Annotated in this window: 12 protein-coding genes; all 12 read left to right on the top strand. The window is 46.3% G+C overall.

The features are described from left to right. The first annotated feature begins 1 nt into the window (after position 1). The 12 genes from adhE (at position 2) to yidD (ending at position 18,599) form a co-directional block, all read left to right on the top strand. Positions 2-2,614 (top strand): bifunctional acetaldehyde-CoA/alcohol dehydrogenase, encoded by a 2,613-nt coding sequence (gene adhE, locus AC1DE7_RS20845; protein WP_307416850.1) that lies wholly within the window; start codon positions 2-4, stop codon positions 2,612-2,614. Positions 2,615-3,402: 788 nt separating this feature from the next. Beyond that, entirely contained in the window at positions 3,403-5,661 is a 2,259-nt protein-coding gene (gene pflB, locus AC1DE7_RS20850; protein WP_076327975.1) for a formate C-acetyltransferase, read from the top strand. An 89-nt stretch (positions 5,662-5,750) separates the two neighbouring features. After that, positions 5,751-6,503 (top strand): pyruvate formate-lyase-activating protein, encoded by a 753-nt coding sequence (pflA, locus tag AC1DE7_RS20855; protein WP_076215706.1) that lies wholly within the window; start codon positions 5,751-5,753, stop codon positions 6,501-6,503. A gap of 221 nt (positions 6,504-6,724) precedes the next feature. After that, entirely contained in the window at positions 6,725-8,092 is a 1,368-nt protein-coding gene (locus AC1DE7_RS20860; RefSeq protein WP_477535094.1) for an extracellular solute-binding protein, read from the top strand. A 51-nt stretch (positions 8,093-8,143) separates the two neighbouring features. Continuing rightward, on the top strand, positions 8,144-9,028 hold the full coding sequence (locus AC1DE7_RS20865) for a carbohydrate ABC transporter permease (protein ID WP_036614432.1): 885 nt from the start codon (positions 8,144-8,146) through the stop codon (positions 9,026-9,028). Beyond that, positions 9,028-9,858 carry a carbohydrate ABC transporter permease gene (locus tag AC1DE7_RS20870; RefSeq protein WP_222215675.1) on the top strand — a complete coding sequence of 277 codons (831 nt, stop codon included), beginning with the start codon at positions 9,028-9,030 and terminating at the stop codon, positions 9,856-9,858. Before AC1DE7_RS20865 ends, AC1DE7_RS20870 begins: the two co-directional genes overlap by 1 nt. A 32-nt stretch (positions 9,859-9,890) precedes the next feature. Continuing rightward, positions 9,891-11,726, top strand: coding sequence for a cache domain-containing sensor histidine kinase (locus AC1DE7_RS20875; protein ID WP_253501628.1), 1,836 nt, complete (start codon positions 9,891-9,893; stop codon positions 11,724-11,726). Further along, complete coding sequence (locus tag AC1DE7_RS20880; protein WP_253501626.1) at positions 11,723-13,354, top strand: response regulator transcription factor; 1,632 nt, start codon at positions 11,723-11,725, stop codon at positions 13,352-13,354. The genes AC1DE7_RS20875 and AC1DE7_RS20880 overlap by 4 nt, the downstream gene beginning before the upstream one ends. Positions 13,355-13,382: 28 nt before the next feature. Next, on the top strand, positions 13,383-15,011 hold the full coding sequence (nagZ, locus tag AC1DE7_RS20885) for a beta-N-acetylhexosaminidase (RefSeq protein WP_477535095.1): 1,629 nt from the start codon (positions 13,383-13,385) through the stop codon (positions 15,009-15,011). A gap of 275 nt (positions 15,012-15,286) precedes the next feature. Further along, on the top strand, positions 15,287-17,542 hold the full coding sequence (locus tag AC1DE7_RS20890) for a stalk domain-containing protein (protein ID WP_036614422.1): 2,256 nt from the start codon (positions 15,287-15,289) through the stop codon (positions 17,540-17,542). Between the two features lie 338 nt (positions 17,543-17,880). Next, complete coding sequence (locus tag AC1DE7_RS20895; RefSeq protein WP_017687564.1) at positions 17,881-18,345, top strand: Fur family transcriptional regulator; 465 nt, start codon at positions 17,881-17,883, stop codon at positions 18,343-18,345. A 2-nt stretch (positions 18,346-18,347) separates the two neighbouring features. Continuing rightward, entirely contained in the window at positions 18,348-18,599 is a 252-nt protein-coding gene (gene yidD / locus AC1DE7_RS20900; protein ID WP_017687565.1) for a membrane protein insertion efficiency factor YidD, read from the top strand. Positions 18,600-18,851 lie beyond the last annotated feature (252 nt).

Genomic DNA, 18,851 nt, shown 5'->3' on the forward strand with positions numbered 1-18,851 from the left:
GATGGCTGTAAAGAACGAAGTCGCCCCAGCAAAAGAACCGACAGCAGGTCAGTATATTCAAACGTTAATCGACAAAGCGAATAAAGCACACGCCGCATTCATGAAGATGGACCAGAAGCAGATTGACCGGATTGTGCAAGCGATGGCACTTGCGGGTCTGGATAAACACATGATGCTCGCCAAGATGGCCGTAGAAGAAACAGGCCGCGGAGTGTATGAGGATAAAATCACCAAAAATATATTTGCAACAGAATATGTGTACCACAGCATCAAGTACGATAAAACCGTAGGTGTGATTGAAGATAACGAGTATGAAAGCTTCCAGAAAATTGCGGAGCCGGTCGGCATCATCATGGGTATTACACCAGTTACCAACCCAACATCAACGACGATGTTTAAAGCATTGATTTCCATCAAGACGCGTAACCCGATCATCTTTGGTTTTCACCCATCTGCACAGAATTGTAGCCGGGAAGCTGCCAAAATCCTGCTGGAAGCGGCTGTGAAACATGGTGCACCAGCAGATTGTATCCAGTGGATTGATGATCCTTCCATGGATCGTACAAACGAACTGATGAATCACAATGATGTGGCTCTCATTCTGGCAACAGGCGGATCAGGCATGGTACGTGCAGCGTACAGCTGTGGTAAACCTGCACTGGGCGTAGGACCGGGTAACGTACCTTGCTTTATCGAGAAAAGCGCGGATATCAATCAGGCAGTAACGGATTTGATCCTGTCCAAGTCTTTCGATAACGGCATGATCTGTGCTTCTGAACAAGCGGTCATCATTGAAGAACCGATCTTTGATCAAGTGAAGAAAAAAATGATCGCAAATGGCTGTTACTTTGTTAACAAAGATGAAGCAGCAAAATTGACAGCAGGTGCGATTAATGCCGAGAAATGTGCGGTGAATCCGGCGATTGTTGGTCAATCTGCGGTGAGCATTGCGAAATTGTGCGGTATTGAAGTTCCAGCAGGCACCAAAATTCTTGTGGCCGAGATTGAAGGGGTAGGTACTAAATTCCCATTGTCGGCTGAGAAATTAAGCCCGGTACTGGCTTGTTACAAAGTTAAAACGGCAGCAGAGGGCATTGAACGTGCAGCAGAAGTGGTTGCTTTTGGCGGCATGGGTCACTCCTCGGTTATCCATTCAACAAATGAAGAAGTGATTGGCAAATTCGCAGATCGTCTGCAAACTGGACGGATTATTGTGAACTCACCATCCACACACGGTGCCATCGGAGATATCTACAACACAAACATGCCGTCATTGACACTGGGATGCGGATCATACGGACGTAACTCGACTTCTTCCAACGTAACCGCTGTGAACTTAATCAATGTGAAAAGGGTGGCTCGCCGTACCGTGAATATGCAATGGTTCAAAGTGCCGAACAAAGTCTACTTCGAAAAAGGAGCAACACAGTATCTTGCCAAAATGCCTGACATCACACGTGTGGCCATTATTACGGATGCCATGATGGTGAAGCTTGGATATGTTGAAAAGGTAGAACACTATCTGCGTCAACGCCAAATGCCAGTAGCGATCGAAGTGTTCTCCGATGTTGAGCCAGATCCATCCACAACAACGGTAGATCGCGGAACCGAAATGATGCGCCGCTTCCAACCAGACTGCATTATCGCACTCGGCGGTGGATCACCGATGGATGCTGCCAAAGCCATGTGGTTGTTCTATGAATATCCGGACACGGACTTCAACGATCTGAAACAAAAATTCATGGATATCCGCAAACGGATCTACAAATATCCACGTCTCGGCGTAAAAGCGAAATTTGTAGCGATCCCAACCACATCGGGTACAGGTTCTGAAGTGACATCGTTCGCGGTTATCACAGATAAAAATCAAGGTAACACCAAATATCCATTGGCCGACTATGAGCTGACACCAGACGTAGCGATTGTCGATCCGGAGTTTGTATACTCCCTGCCGAGAACAGCCGTTGCCGATACAGGTATGGACGTACTGACGCATGCGATTGAAGCTTATGTATCTGTTATGGCAAATGATTACACGGATGGACTTGCGATCAAAGCCATTCAACTGGTGTTCCAATACCTGGAGCAATCTGCGCTGCAAGGCGATAAACTGGCACGTGAGAAAATGCATAATGCTTCAACGATTGCTGGTATGGCATTTGCCAACGCATTCCTGGGCATTAACCACAGCTTGGCGCACAAATGGGGCGGTCAGTATCACACCGCACACGGACGCACCAATGCAATCCTGATGCCACACGTCATTCGTTACAACGCGAAAAAACCGACCAAATTTGCATCGTTCCCGAAATATTCGCACTTTGTAGCGGATGAGCGGTATGCCGAAATCGCCCGCATCTTGGGATTGCCTGCTCGTACAACAGAAGAAGGCGTAACAAGTCTCATCAATGCCATCCGTAACCTGAACAAAATCTTGGGTATTGAAGAATCGTTCCAGGAAATCGGATTTGATGCCAAAGACTTTGAAGCACATGTCGATTATCTGGCAGACCGTGCCTTCGAAGACCAATGTACAACTGCCAATCCGAAGTTGCCGCTGGTAACTGAACTGGCTGATGTATACCGCAACGCTTTCTACGGAAAGTTTGAATAATAAATCTAGAACGAAGCGTGCCTTACGGCAAGAAGATCAGGGTTCCCCGAGAGGGGAGCCCCGATTGCCGTCTTTCACACAATAACGAGTGGGCAGAAAAACAGAAGAGTGAAGCCTCTGTTTTTCAGGAGTATTTTAAGATTTGGTTTGCTCCGAGCATAGAGGAGCAAAAGGGTTCTATAGAGGTTACACGGAATCCGTGACGTGGCTGTTTGAGCCAGATGTTCACACAATAACGGAGTGGGCAGAAAAACAGAAGAGCGAGCATCTGTTTTTCAGGAGTATTCTAAGATTTGGTTTGCTCCGAGCATAGAGGAGCAAAAGGGTTCTAGAGAGGTTACACGGAATCCGTGACGTGGCTGTTTGAGCCAGATGTTCACACAATAACGGAGTGGGCAGAAAAAACTGAAGAAGCGGAGCGTTCGCCTTTATCCCCGGATTTTCCCCTTTGAAATATAAAATTGAAAAAATCCGGGGATAACAGCGATCGGAAGTTGTTCTGCCCGCGCAGTGGCTAAGTGTGAATTTACAGGGGTCAATGGGACATAGCGCAGGTGGAGTGAGTTAGTTCACTGGCTTTGTGACAAAAATCACAGATGATGAAAGCCCCAAGTCGTATACTGAAAATGTAAGAAAAACATTCATCCCGCGGTTCCGGTTCCCAAGTAGAGAGAACATGTTCCGGTTTATGTGAAACAATTCACATTAATCGCGGCTCTGGGCACACAATGCTACGAATGAAGCAAGATGTTATGTGTCCAGAAATCCAAATTAGTGGAGGGATTACGATGTCGGTGATTGAAAAAGATGTCAAACAACAAACAGGCTGGAGAAACTTTACCAAAGGAACATGGACCAAATCCGTAGATGTGAATGATTTTCTGGCACACAACTTGTCTCCGTATTACGGTGACGAAGCATTTCTCGCAGGTGCAACCCAGAATACCAAAGAATTGTGGGAGATCGTATCTGATCTGACCAAAAAAGAACGGGATAACGGCGGTGTCCTTGACGTTGACGTGAACACACCAGGTACTATTATTTCTCACCAACCCGGTTATCTGGATCAATCCAAAGAGCAGATTGTCGGCGTTCAGACCGATGCTCCGTTCAAACGTTCCATTCAACCAACAGGCGGAATTCGCATGATGATTGACGCATGTGAGGCATATGGCTTTGAAATGCCACAGGGCGTCATTGATATATTTACAAACATTCGCAAAACACACAACCAGGGTGTATTCGATGCTTATACTTCCGACATGCGTGCAGCGCGTAAAGCAGGAATTATTACAGGTCTGCCAGATGCTTACGGCCGTGGCCGGATCATCGGTGACTATCGTCGTGTAGCTTTGTACGGGGTAGACTTCCTGATTCGTAACAAAAAAGGCGAACTGAATGCACTCGAAGTTGATGTTATTGATGAAGATGTCATTCGTCTGCGGGAAGAATTGTCTGAACAGATTCGTGCATTGCAAGAATTGAAACAATTGGGCGATATGCACGGGTTCGATATTTCCTTGCCAGCGACAACAGCAAAAGAAGCATTCCAATGGTTGTACTTCGGTTATCTGGCTGCGATCAAAGAACAGAACGGTGCTGCGATGTCACTCGGACGTGTATCTTCTTTCCTGGATATCTACATTGAACGTGACCTGCAAGAAGGGATTTTGTCCGAAGAACAGGCTCAGGAATTGGTTGACCATTTTGTAATGAAACTGCGGATTGTCAAATTCCTGCGTACACCGGATTACAACGAACTGTTCAGTGGAGATCCAACATGGGTGACTGAGTCCATCGGTGGTATGTCCGTGAATGGTGAAACACGCGTAACCAAAAACAGCTTCCGTTTCCTGCATACACTGCACAACCTGGGTCCTGCACCAGAACCAAACTTGACTGTTCTCTGGTCAACGAAACTTCCAGAAGCTTTCAAAGATTATTGCAGTAAAGTATCCATCGAAACCAGCTCAATCCAGTATGAAAATGATGATCTGATGCGTCCGATCTACGGTGACGATTACGGTATTGCTTGCTGTGTGTCGGCGATGAAGATCGGGAAACAAATGCAATTCTTCGGCGCTCGTGCCAACCTGGCAAAAGCTCTCCTGTATGCGATCAACGGTGGTCGTGACGAGAAATCCGGAGCACAAGTTGGACCTGAGTATCCTGCCATCACTAGCGAAGTACTGGATTACAATGAGGTTATGAAACGCTTCAAACCAATGATGGAGTGGCTGGCTAAGCTGTATATGAATACCCTCAACGTCATTCACTACATGCACGATAAATACAGTTATGAGCGTATCGAAATGGCATTACATGACCGTGACATTGTACGTACGATGGCTTGCGGTATCGCTGGTCTGTCGGTTACAGCAGATTCACTGAGTGCGATCAAATATGCCAAAGTAAAACCAATTCGTAACGAACAAGGCATCGCTGTTGATTTCGAAATCGAAGGAGACTTCCCTTGTTACGGTAACAATGAAGACAGCGTAGACAGCATTGCTGTTGAACTGGTCGAGAACTTTATGGGCATGATTCGCAAGCACAAAGCTTACCGTAACGCAGTTCCAACACAATCCGTTCTGACGATCACTTCCAACGTGGTATATGGTAAGAAAACAGGGACTACACCGGATGGTCGTAAAGCAGGTGAACCATTTGCTCCAGGTGCAAACCCAATGCATGGTCGTGACAAAAAAGGTGCACTGGCATCCCTTGGCTCGGTAGCCAAATTGCCTTATGAACACAGTCTTGACGGGATTTCCAATACCTTCTCCATCGTGCCAAAAGCATTGGGTAAAGAGGAGACTACACGTAAATCCAACCTGACTGCGATGATGGATGGTTACTTCGGTCAAAACGCTCATCACCTGAACGTTAACGTATTTGATCGTCAGCAATTGATTGATGCGATGGATCACCCGGAAAGCTATCCACAACTGACTATACGGGTATCCGGATATGCCGTTAACTTCATTAAACTGACTCGTGAACAACAGTTGGATGTCATCAACCGTACGTTCCATGGCTCGATGTAAGTAATTTGCTAGTAGAAGACCGCTAGAGCAAGGTATTCCAAATCATATTAAACGCACAGCGGATGCGGATACAGAAAGGAAGAGGCAGCATGGTTAACGGACATATTCATTCACTCGAAACTTTCGGGACGGTTGACGGCCCAGGCATCCGCTTTGTGCTTTTTATGCAAGGATGTCTACTCAAATGTCAATATTGCCACAACCCTGATACTTGGGCGCTGGATGGTGGAAAAGAAATGACGCTTGAGGAGGTACTGGCTGAAATTGAGCCTTACCTGTCTTACTACCGCAGCTCCGGAGGCGGGCTCACGATATCTGGTGGAGAACCAACGTTACAGGCTCACTTTGTAGCCGAAATCTTCAAGGAAGTGAAGCGGCGCTGGGGATTGCATACGACACTGGACAGCAACGGATTTAACGAACCGGAACGGATTCACGATCTGTTGGATCACACAGACCTGGTTCTGCTGGACCTCAAACATATTGATGATGAGAAACATATCAAGTTGACAGGCAAATCCAACGAGAGAACGTTGAAAACAGCCAAGTGGTTATCGGAGCAAGGTCGGAAAATGTGGATACGCCACGTGTATGTGCCTGGTATTCATAACGAGGAAGAGGATCTGCTTAACCTCGGACGGTTTATTGGAACATTAAATGGCGTCGAGAAGTTCGAAATTCTTCCATACCATCAGATGGGGATCTACAAATGGGAGGCGCTCGGTAAAGTATATCCACTGGATGGAGTTCCTTCACCAAGTGAAGAAGAAGTGGAGCGGGCGTATCGCCTGATCGAACAAGGTCGCCAGGAAACGGCTGGCGTGGCTTGTTCAGGTAAGTAATCTGACCTTTATATAATAAAAACAATCAACCAAGCAGTCCTTGCGAACATGTTTCGCAGGGGCTGTTTTTTTGCTGTTATCCATTGTAAATGCAAGATTATGGGTCCAGTGAAGGATTTTATCCCTCCATTGATGAATTGTCATCCTTACGATGTAAGCTCCGGCTTTTTATAATCAGAGTGTAAAGCCAAATGCTCAATATCTTGAGGAGGGTCAACCAGATGAAAAAAAGAATGACATTACTGCTTTCATTATTGCTTATCACTTCATGGACTTTGGCGGGATGTGCAAGCTCAAGTAACGAGCCACAGCAAGGCGCAGGCAATACACCTGTGGAGGAGACAAGTAAGGAACCGGTTGAAATGCTTCTCCGCCACACACAGGTGGGAGCCGACAAACAGAAAAGACTGGCCATTCTGCAGGATGTTGTGGACAAAGTTGAGGGTGAGATACCCAATCTGACCTTCACGCTGGATGGTGTCGAATCCGATGTGAATTGTAAGGAAAAGCTTCGCGGAGAGATGGCGGCAGGTAACCCGCCGGATATATTTGAACTGTTCGGTAGCCCGGATTCCAAAGTTTATGCCAAGGAAGGTATGCTGCTGGATCTGACCTCAATCCTGCAAGAGCTGGGCATTCAGGACCAGTTTACATCCCTTGAACCGTTTACGTATGAAGGCAAAGTATATGGACTGCCGATTGGCGGTTCGGGCGAAGGTTTTTTCTATAATAAAGAGTACTTTGAACAAAAAGGATGGAAAGCCCCAACGACCATGGCTGAACTGGACAATATACTGGCTGAGATCAAGGCTGATGGCAAAGTGCCGCTTGCTTCCGCATCCAAGGCGGGATGGGTGCCGCTTATGTTAACCAACCATCTGTGGTCCCGGTATGCCGGGCCGGAGATTACCGCAAAGTTTGCAACAGGTGAAGCGAAGTGGACCGATCCGGGTGTTGTGCAAGGTTTTGCCAAACATAAGGAATGGGTTGATAAGGGTTATTTCAAAAAAGGTGAGCTAGGCTTCGAGTATGCCGAATATACCACGCAATTTACAAGTGGCGAAGCGGTATTAATGTATGACGGAACATGGAAATCATCTGTATTCAAAGAAGGTCAGAGCGGTGAATCGCTCATTGGCAAGGTTGGATTCTTCAATATGCCTCCGGTAGAGAACGGAGCAGGAGATCAGACGTCTTTGATGCGTGATGTGAACAATGGATACGGATTCTCGGCAGCAGTGGCGGATGACCCGCAGAAGCTGGACGCAGTGAAAGCTTTTATCAAAAATTTCTACAATGAAGATATGCAGATTCGCGGCCTTGTGGAAGACGGTGTGTTGCCGGCCATGAAGCTGGACGAGAAAGTGCTGACCGATAGCATTACCGATGATCTGATGAAAGAAATTGTGGCTGTGCTTAATGCGTCCAAGACGTCGTTCCCGGCATTTGATGCACTCGTTCAGGCCGATGTGACGACAGAGATCAGCAATCTGCAAATCCAGAAGTTGATTGGTGGACAGACCACGCCAGAGAAAATGGCAGAAGAGCTGCAAAAGGTGCAGGAGGAAGCAAACGCTTCCGTGGAATAAATCAATCCAAGTTGAAACTGCGATCGTTGAAGTGACTGAAGGAGGCTGACCATGAATACTTCACTCCGTAGCCCGTTAATCTATACGTTGTTTGTAATGCCAGCCCTAATTCTGTTTGTAATGTTCTTCTTATACCCTATTGGTAGCTCCCTGTATTACAGTCTGACGAGTTGGAATGGGGTATCGGCTGAGCCACGTTTTGTGGGTTTATCCAATTATGTGAAAGCACTGACCGATGAACGGTTTTGGATTTCCACACGGAATAACGGCTTTTTCATCGGATTTTCGGTACTGATTCAGGTACCCCTGATCGTCCTGTTTTCGCTTCTTATTGCCAATGTGAAAAGACTGAAAGGTCTGTATAAAACCGCTGTTTTTTTACCATCCATTATGTCGACTGCCGTTATCGGTATCTTATGGGGGTTTATCTATGAACCCAATATCGGACTATTAAACAAAATACTTCATGTGCTTGGTATCGATCCAATCTACTGGTTATCGGATAACCGATTTGCCATGTTGTCCATCTTGGTGACCAATGCCTGGCAGTGGACGGGATTTTACATTGTCATGGTGCTGGCGGCCATACTGGCGATTCCCCGTGATCTGGATGAAGCGGCTGCAATTGATGGGGCAACGGCGGTACAACGTGCAATGCGAATTACGTTGCCGCTGATCCGGCCGATCATTTCGGTGGTGATCATGTTGTCCATTGCAGGTGCCATGAAAGCAGCAGACATCGTGATTGTCATGACCAAAGGTGGGCCCGCCGGGTCCACCGAGGTTCTGGCCACATACATGATCAAATACGCGATTACCAACTTCAAATATGGCTATGGCAATACCATTGCAGTGCTGATCTTTGCTCTGACGCTTGTGCTCACTGCGGTGTATCAACTGCTGGTGGCGAGGCGGAGCGAGAAGGTGGAATATTGATGCCGAAAAGCATAAAAAGTAGTATACCTCATGTGTTGTTAATGTTGTACTTGATAGCGATTTTGTTTCCTTTTTTATTTGTAATTTTTTCTTCATTTAAGCAGGATAACAATGAAATCGCCCTGAATCCATTCGGTTTACCTACAACATGGGAGTTTAACAATTACGTGGAGGCTTGGGTGAATGCCAAGATTGGCACGTATTTCTGGAACAGCCTGTACATTTCGGTTTTATCGTCGGCGTGTACGATTGTGCTCGGTGCCATGTTTGCTTTTGCCGTAACCCGGATGAGACACCGGAAATGGAGTCTGTTTCTGTACAGTCTGATTCTGGCGGGTATGCTTATTCCCAACAATGCACTTATGCTGCCGATTTATCTGCTTGTTCGCAAAATGGGCATATTGGATACACATCTGGCATTGATTGTGCCCTATGTGGCCAATGCGATCCCCTTTACAATTATTATCCTGGCGGCTTTTATGCGTTCTCTGCCTGGGGAGATTGAGGAAGCGGCGGTCATGGACGGCTTGAGGGCCCCGGGTATCTTTGCTAAAATAGTGATACCTCTTACGGTTCCGGCTATTGTTACCGTTTTTATCGTTAATTTCCTCGGCAACTGGAACGAATTTTTACTCGCCAACTATTTCTTATCCACCGATAAATTGCGTACGCTGCCAGTGGGCATGGTCCAGTTTCGGGATCAATATCAGATGAACTATGCCCAGATGTCGGCAGGTATTGTATACAGCGTTGTACCTGTACTTGTGATCTACGCTATACTCCAAGAGAAAATTATAGAAGGAGTAACTGCAGGTGGTGTCAAAGGTTAATACCATGAACCAGTTAATAGGGAGAACGGGATATGAACTTGCGAATGAAGCTGGCCTTGGCATTTCTGCTGCTGATTATTGTACCGATGTGTGCGCTAGGCATTGGCATGTTTCTGGTCACATCACATACGATTGAGAAAAAATACAATCAACAGGCCGAGTATGCGCTTCAGGCCATCAGCTACAATATCGAGAATGTATTTCAGCAGATTAACAATGTGACCGACAACGGGATAGCGACATCGGTTTTTCAAATGGCGTTGAACGCCAAAGATCCGACCAAGCAGGATCTGGGAACCGGTAATCAGTTATCCCTGAATGCCAGCCAGCGCAATTTCCGTTCCCTTCTATATAATTATCCGTTCATTAGTTATGCCTTTTTATATGATTTGCGTTCGTCCGAGAATAACCAGATTGTCTCCATTTTCACCAAAGAGAACTTTCAAGCCCTTCCTTTTCAGCAATTCAAAGTGCATCCCTTATTTAACGAAATTCAGCAACTTAATGGTGTGCCTAAATGGCTCGCACCTCTGGAATATCCCGAATTAACCGGGATAGAACCTGTCTTCACCCAGATCAGACTGGTCAAAGAACTCAGTTATTTTCAAAATATTGGCGTGCTTGTTGTTCAGATCAAAAAAGGAGAGATCGACCGGATCTTCCGTCACCTGCAAATCAGCGATTCAGCACAGGATACGTCGTTCCTGTTAATTAATGAAGAAGGACTGATCGTCTATGATCCTGCAGGTATATATAACGGTGAGAACATGCAAAACTTTGGTGCTGAATCGGGCAGGTACGGTCCCGGTTTTAGCAGTGTCAGAACGGTCTTTGACGGCAAGGAGAGCATCATTTCGCAATATCATCTGAAGAACTATAACTGGAGTCTCGTAAGTGTGACTTCATGGGAAGCCTTATCTGCGGAAACCAATGCCTTTGCCGGTTGGTCTGTCATTATTATTCTGTTATGCCTGCTTGCAGCGATGATCTTTAATCTTTTTTTCATGAATCGCATCACGGGTAACATTGCTGTACTTGTACGGTTTATGCGTCGTGTGGATGATGGTGATTTTAATGCGAGGGTGGAAGGAAAAGGATTCGATGAAATGCAGCTGCTTGCGCAAGGGTTCAATGAACTATTGGATCGGATCGGGGGATTATTCCGTCGTGTTCGGGCAGAGCAAGAGCAGAAGGCCCAAGCGGAACTGCGTGTACTACAGGCCCAGATCAAACCTCATTTTCTGTTTAACACATTGGAATCCATTAATGGATTAGCGCTGCGTGGGGAGGGCCGCAAAGTAAGCGAGATGGTGACCAGACTTGGCAATATGCTTCGTATCAGCATTCAGGATCAGGAGGAGATTCCGCTGGGTGAGGAAATAAGACATTTGCAGAGTTATCTGGAGATTCAACAGTACAGATTCAGTGATTTGTTCACCTATGAGATTGACATTCCACCCCATCTATACAGCTCAATTCTGCTTAAGCTTACCCTTCAGCCTCTGGTGGAAAATAGCATTCAACATGGGTTTGAGGGGATCACCTATCCAGGTGTACTGCGGATAAGCGCATATGCAGAACGGGGTCATCTGGTGTTATGTGTTGAGGATAATGGGATCGGTATTCCCCAGGAAATGCTCGCACGATTTGAGTATATGGCAGAAGATCCACCGGAAGATATGCTCGCGGAAGGGGCGGAATCATTATCGTCCATAACGGAACGCAGGGGATTGGGATTACGAAGTGTGGCAGATCGAATTCGTATTCAATACGGGGCCGGGTATGGCATATTTATATGTTCAGCACCGGGGTATGGCACAGTTATTCGATGCATCATTCCATTATATGAGCAGGAGGAAGCCGGATGAGTCTGACTGCAATGCTGGTTGACGATGAGCTGCCGATTCTGGAAAATCTGAACTACATTTTACCCTGGGAAGAGATGGGGATTGAAATCACAGGTACAGCGAGAAGTGGTTTAGAAGCGCTTGGGAAAGTAACAGAAAGTCATCCGGACATTCTCTTGTGCGATATTCGGATGCCGTCTATGGATGGATTGGAACTTATTCGTTTGCTGCGAGAGCAGGGTGAAACGTGTGAAATTATTTTGCTGACCGGGTATCAGCAGTTTGAATATGCTCGAACCGCTATCAAGTATAATGTACATGAATACATATGTAAGCCGATTGATTATTTGAATCTGGAACATAAACTGCGTGAACTTGCCGGGCAGATCCAGAAGAGACGTCTGGCAAACGAATCGGAACGTTATCGCAGCCAAGAGATGGAAAGCTGGATCAGACACAAACAGTTGATTGACCTGTTGCGAGGAGAAGCACCGTTGAAGGTTGCCTATCCTGCCTCTGTTCCTGAATTCATAACAACTGCTGCACCGTATACGTTGCTGCTGGTGGATGCGGTCGGTTATTTTCGCCATTCTATCGGCTGGTCCGAGCTTCAGCATCAACGATGGCATGAGACCTTAAGTTCCAGACTTAGGGAAGTAGCAGAGAGAATTGAGGGGGACTGTCAGATTCTTTCGACCCGCAAAGGGGAGTGGTGCATCTTGCTGGAGGCATCAGGTGAGTGGAAACGTCGCTCAGAGGAACTGGCCCATCAACTGTGTTTCGAATTAAATGTGATATTGTCTCTGGATTCAAATGTGAAGGTTAGGATTGTTCAGGATGCTGTGCCCGTGAACCTGGAAAGTCAAATTCTGGAGCGATACCGGCATTGTCAAAAAATACTGATGTCCCATTCGGAGAGTGAAGACAAGGTGCTGAAGGCGAGTTGTCCCGAAACCACCTTATCGTATGATCATACGGCCTCCAAAGGGGCTAACTCATGGATTACAAGAGAAGATCTGGAGCTTGTTACTCGGTGGATTCGTCAAGGGAACAAGCAGGGGTTACGTGATGTATTGGAGCGGCTTAAACAGCAAATGGGGAATTCAGGACAATCCTTCAACAGGATAGATGAAACCAATCTTCGGTTTATGCTTGTACACATGCTTCGGGAACTGCGTGAAATACAGGCCCTCGCTGAAGAGCACGAAGTGAACTTTTGGAATGCACTGCAAGGAGCTGTATCCATGAGGGAACTCCTTGAACTTGCAGAGGTCGTTACCCATGCCTGTCAGGGCAAACAAACGCAACCACGTCCTTCTGTATCGGAACTGATCCTCTCTGCATGTGAGTATATGGACGCACGGCTGCAACAGGACTTGGGAATAGATGAAGTCTCAGATTGGCTTGGAATCAGCCCGGGATACTTTTGCCAGCTATTTAAAACCCAAATGGGTGTTACTTTTGTGGAATATATGACGCAGAAACGGATGGAAAGTGCCGCTTTATTGTTGAGTACAACCGAATGGAGCATTACAGCGATTGGGGAAGCCACAGGTTTCAAGGAGCGCCGGTACTTCTCCAAGGTGTTTCATAAACACTTCCACATGAAACCCTCCGAGTACAGGCAGAGTAACCAATTGGGTTTGTAGTAGCAAGGGAAACGGGAGGAGAGGTCGAATGAAACCCTTGAATGATCTGACATTGGAGCAAAAGGTAGGACAATTGTTGATGTGTGGATTTCACGGTCAGCACGCAGATGAACAGGTTACTCGCTTAATCCGTGACTATCACGTCGGCGGCGTCATTTATTTCCGGCGTAATGTCGAAAGTGTAGATCAATTGACACGGCTGTCCGCCGAACTGCAAGATATGGCTGCTGAAGCGGGGGCCCTACCACTCATGATTTCGGTGGACCAGGAAGGTGGCATGGTTGCACGGATTGACCAAGAGGGAATGACCCAAGTGCCGGGTAATATGGCACTTGGTGCGACAGGCAATCCGGAATATACACTGGAGTGTGCTCGAATTCTGGGTTGTGAGTTAAAAAACATCGGTATTGATATGAACCTTGCGCCAGTGGTCGACGTGAATAACAACCCGCTTAACCCGGTTATCGGTGTGCGTTCGTATGGTGAACATGCTGAAAGTGTGGCCGCTCATGGCGTAGCAGCCATCACCGGATATCAATCACAGGGCATAGCTACTACTGCCAAACATTTTCCTGGACATGGAGATACCGCTGTAGATTCTCATCTTGGTATGGTTACGGTACCTCATGATCGAAACAGGCTGGAACAGATGGAGTTGTTACCGTTCCGCAAGGCGATTGAGGCCGGAGTTGATGCTATCATGACAGCTCATGTGATGTTCCCTTCGATTGAACCCGAGCCCATTCCGGCTACGTTGTCATATAAGGTGTTAACGGGTCTGCTACGTGAGGAAATGGGTTTTGAAGGCATTATTATTACAGACTGTCTTGAAATGCATGCGATATCCAAGCCATATGGGGTAGCTGAAGCTGCCGTTCGTGCTGTGGAAGCAGGAGCAGATCTGATTCTGGTGAGTCATACCTTGCAAGATCAGGTTGCTGCGCTGGAAGCCATTGTGGAAGCAGTTCGAACGGGCCGGATCTCGGAAGAGGTTATTCATCAGGCGGTTGAACGCATTATGACATGGAAAAAAAAGCGCTGTGGGCAGCAGAATGATCATCTGGTTTCGCCGAAAGCGAGTGAAACGGTCGAAGCAACCGATGTCGAACCTGTTGATTGCACTAAACCCACTGAGCCCAACGAATTGACGTTGTTCAAGATTGCTTCAAGCAGTATTACCATCGTTCATAATGATGGGCTGTTGCCGTTGGACCCAGAGAAGGGCGTATATGTCATCTGGCCTGAGGTTGTGCAGCGGACAGAGGTGGATGAACCATGGTCCCATACTGAATCGCTGGGTATTGCGTTATCGCAGCTGCGAGGCAGAGTTCGTGAGCATAAAATTACAACGCAGCCCACTTATGATGAAGCAGATCGGATATTGGCTGATGTGTCAGATAGTGAACAAGTTATCGTATGTACGTACACATCGGCAGGTCATCTTCCGAAAGGGCAACAGTATTTGGTTGAAAAGCTTAGTAAGAATCATTCGCTGATTGTAATTGCTCTGCGCAATCCATATGATCTGCTGGAGATTTCGAGGCCGGGAAGTTATGTGTGTACGTATGAGAATACACCTGCAGTTGTTCGGGTACTGTCCCATGTGTTAACCGGTGGACTGCAGCCAACAGGAAGTCTACCTGTCCGTTTGCGCTAGACCTATTTAATCCTTACATCTCTCTGCGATATGGTGCTAATTGACCATCTCCTGGAGAGATTTTTTTGTTGGAATTTTCTATTGGTTAATTTTGGGATATGAATGCCAAAAAGATAATTGATAGATAACTATTTTCATAGTATTTTCCTTCTATTAAAAGTTTACAATTCTCCTCTTAACTTTTTAGCAACTTTTCCCGGTTCCAAGCGTCTAATAATATGACTTTTTGAGGGGGATATTTATAAAATGGGAGCAGAAGGAGCCAAAGACAAAGAATGAATTTGAAGAAGAAATTGTCCATACTTACCGCTTTTGCTGTGTTTCAGGCGTTTGCAGTGATTCCTGCCAATGCACAATCAGCAGATCAGAGCGATACTACATCAGTGAATACAGCCAAAGTTAAATCCGTGGAGGTTGTGAAGAAAGAACAGACCATCGCGGAATCCGAAGTGAAATCCGGAACAAACACTCCAACATCAAATAATGAAACAACTGAAGAAGTGAACCCTCCTGAGACAGATGTTCCTACAGGAACAGACGCGACTCCTGTTGAGCCGGTAATTGAACCTATGGACGAAGAAGGTACAGCTGAGGAAACACCAGCACCTGCACCAGTAGAAGTGGAGCAACCATCTACAGGCGGTTCATCTGTTGCTGGAGGCCGGGGTGGAGACCTCACTCTTTATATGAACAGTAATAAAATGATGCAAGATGGCAAAACATATCTTGCTGGACAGCCGATGGCTGTAAAAAATGGTGTATCCTATGTAGCGATCCGTGCTCTCGTTGATCGGGTTGGCTATGATGTCAAATATGATAACACAACTAAAGAAACGATCATTATTAGTGGTGAAGATGAGCTGCGTTTCAAAACAAACAGCAAGATCTATACCGTTAATGGTGTGTCCAGAACGATGAAGGGCGCGGCTTATCAACAAAAAAATACGTTCATGGTGCCGTTGACTTCAATTACACAGGCTCTGGACATTACGTATAAAGTAAATCAATCTGCCAAAACGGTTGTATTGAATCTGAGTACCAAACCGGTGGCAAGCTTCACGGTACAAAAAGAGGTTTTTGCCGGAGACCAGGTAACCTACACAACCAGATCCAGCTCTCCCAAGGGACTCAGCATTGTAGATGAGCGTTGGACAGGCCGTCAGGATTCATTCGACCAACCAGGTGTATACACAGTAACCTATGCGGTCCAGGATTCAAGTGGTCAATGGAGCGATCCGTATTCGGTTACGATTAAGGTTGAAAGACCGAATCTGCCACCTGTCGCAATGTTTACGACAGATAAAGAAGAATACAAAATGGGTGAGAAAATCACTTATATTGATCAAAGCACAGATGATGAGAATGCAATTGTTAAGACCGAATGGGATAACAATGCACTTGCATTCTTTGTTCCAGGACCGAAGACCGTAACGATTACAGTTACCGATAAACATGGTGCTAGCGATAGCTATACCAAGATGATCAATATTACGGGAGAAACACTTTATAGTGTGACTGACTTTAATCAATTGTTCACACCAGTCGGTGAGAAGTTCACTTTTGACGGTGGTGGAGTACCGGCATTGGAGAAAGTACCTTTCACTTATTATGATGAACCAAGTCTGCTGATCCGCAGTAACAGCCCTGAAACCGTGAATACGGAAGGCATTGTGTACAAGGAATCTTCCTTTGGACAGACACGCTTCATGATTCACCATGTGAACAACACGGGCAAAAGCGTAAAAATGTATGTTGTAGCGACAAACAACAATGCATACACGGCATCCATTGACCAGCAAAACATGGGTTTTGCAGGACCGTCTCCTTTTGCAACGGTAGCTGGAAAGCTGTCCATTGACCGTTGGTTCCAGTCGATGCAGAATGGTACCGGACAAAAGAAAGTGTACATCCAGCCAGGAGAAAGCAAGCTGATTCTTAATGATCTGAGCGTTCTTCCGATGAAACAGGGACAAGTCATTTCCTTGTATTCGGATGTATTCAGTGACTATGAACTGGATTACAACATTATCATGATCGAAGAAAACAAGGACCCGATGGAAGTGTTATCGAGCCTGCCGGTTCTGGATCGTGATGGAGTTCACAACCGTGGTACCTATCCAAATGCAACACGGATCATTACGTATGACCAAGAAGTAGGGTCGAAACCTGCACGTCTTCCACTTGGAGACAATGCAAGTGATCCAAACCTTGTGGGAACGGACCCTATGGCTTTCACTGAAGCGTCCAACGCAGGTAACTTCGGTGTATTGTACAAAATCACATTGAATAATGTTGCTCCGCGCACTTTAATTTCATTCAACCCTCGTGGAGGCAGATATTCAGGTGTGGCACTCGTGAATGGACAGGTCGTTCAGATTTCCACAGGTAAATCTGTAACTGCACCTAATGAGCAAAGCGTTATGTATCGCACAGGTTCGTACGGCGAGAGTGTAACCATTCTCTTCTCGGCGGCACCAGGAAGTAACTTGCCTGTTAACCTGCTGTTCACGCCGCTTCCGGCTGAAAAGTAATAATATGAACCTGCACGGACGGTTTGGAGTGAAAGCTTATATCATATATACCCGTTCACCCCAAAAGTCGCCCGAACGATTGATCATCTGAACCGTCAGGAAGGGACTCCATCAAAATGCAATGTCATTAGCTCAAGCTAGACTAATGGCAATGCATGTGCATGGAGTCCTTTTTATGTGATGTTAAAATGACCTAACCCGGTGTCTTCGTTGACTCTAATCGTAATTTGATGCATTATTAGAGGTATACAAGAAAGCAAAAGGTTTCGCTTTTGCCGAATAAACTGTCGCTCTATGAATGATGCAAAATGCTCGTATGACAGGAGGTGCTTTAGATCATGCTGTCGACAGAACAGATTATTTCGACCATGTCCTCACAGGGGCTTCGCATTACCGATCAGCGGAAAACACTGGCCCGGTTATTTGCCGAGTCTCCGGGGTATCTTACACCCAAGGACGTCTATGAATATATGGGTAAGACTTACAGCGGACTGAGTTTTGACACAGTATATCGTAATTTGCGGGTGATGCAGGAACTGGGTGTACTGGAACAGGTCATCTTCGAAGATGGCGTTAAATTCAAAGCGCACTGTAGTGAAGATCATCATCACCATCATATGATCTGTCTGAAGTGTCAGAAGACATATCCTATAATTTTTTGCCCGATGCAGCTTGCGGATGCGCCTGAGCAATTTCAGGTTGTAGACCACAAGTTCGAGGTATTTGGATATTGTAAGGACTGTGCAGAGCATGCTCCGGCCAAAGCGGCATCGGGACACACGCACGCTCATGGGAAGCACTGACCATGAAGTTATCGCGCAGAATTGCTCAGGCACCCATTCGGGTGTACCGCAACTATATCTCTCCATTAACACCGCCAACATGTCGGTTCTATCCGAGCTGTTCGGCTTACGCCATGGAGGCGATTGAAGTGCACGGTGCGCTCAAAGGTTCGTTGTTAACAGCGAAACGTATTGCCAAATGTCACCCGTTTCATCCAGGCGGTGTAGATCTGGTGCCACCAAAGGCGGAAAAGTCTATGATGGTATCAGAGTAACGATGTTGCCTGAAGTATTCGGGTGGTATGGAAGCAGGCCAGGATTGAACTTGAGTATGCTGTCCACTTGACAAAGGGGTCCGCATTTCAGTATATTTTTCCTATATATGCGAGTTCAATAAGTCTAGTTTTAACTTTTTGAACAACTTCTATATGATTTCCAGTGAAGGGATAAGTACAGACACACCCCCAGTGCAGAGAGCCGGATGAGCTGAGAACCGGTCTGGGAGGAGGATGGAATATGGTCCCGGA

The sequence above is a fragment of the Paenibacillus sp. 10L310 genome (assembly GCF_056395745.1).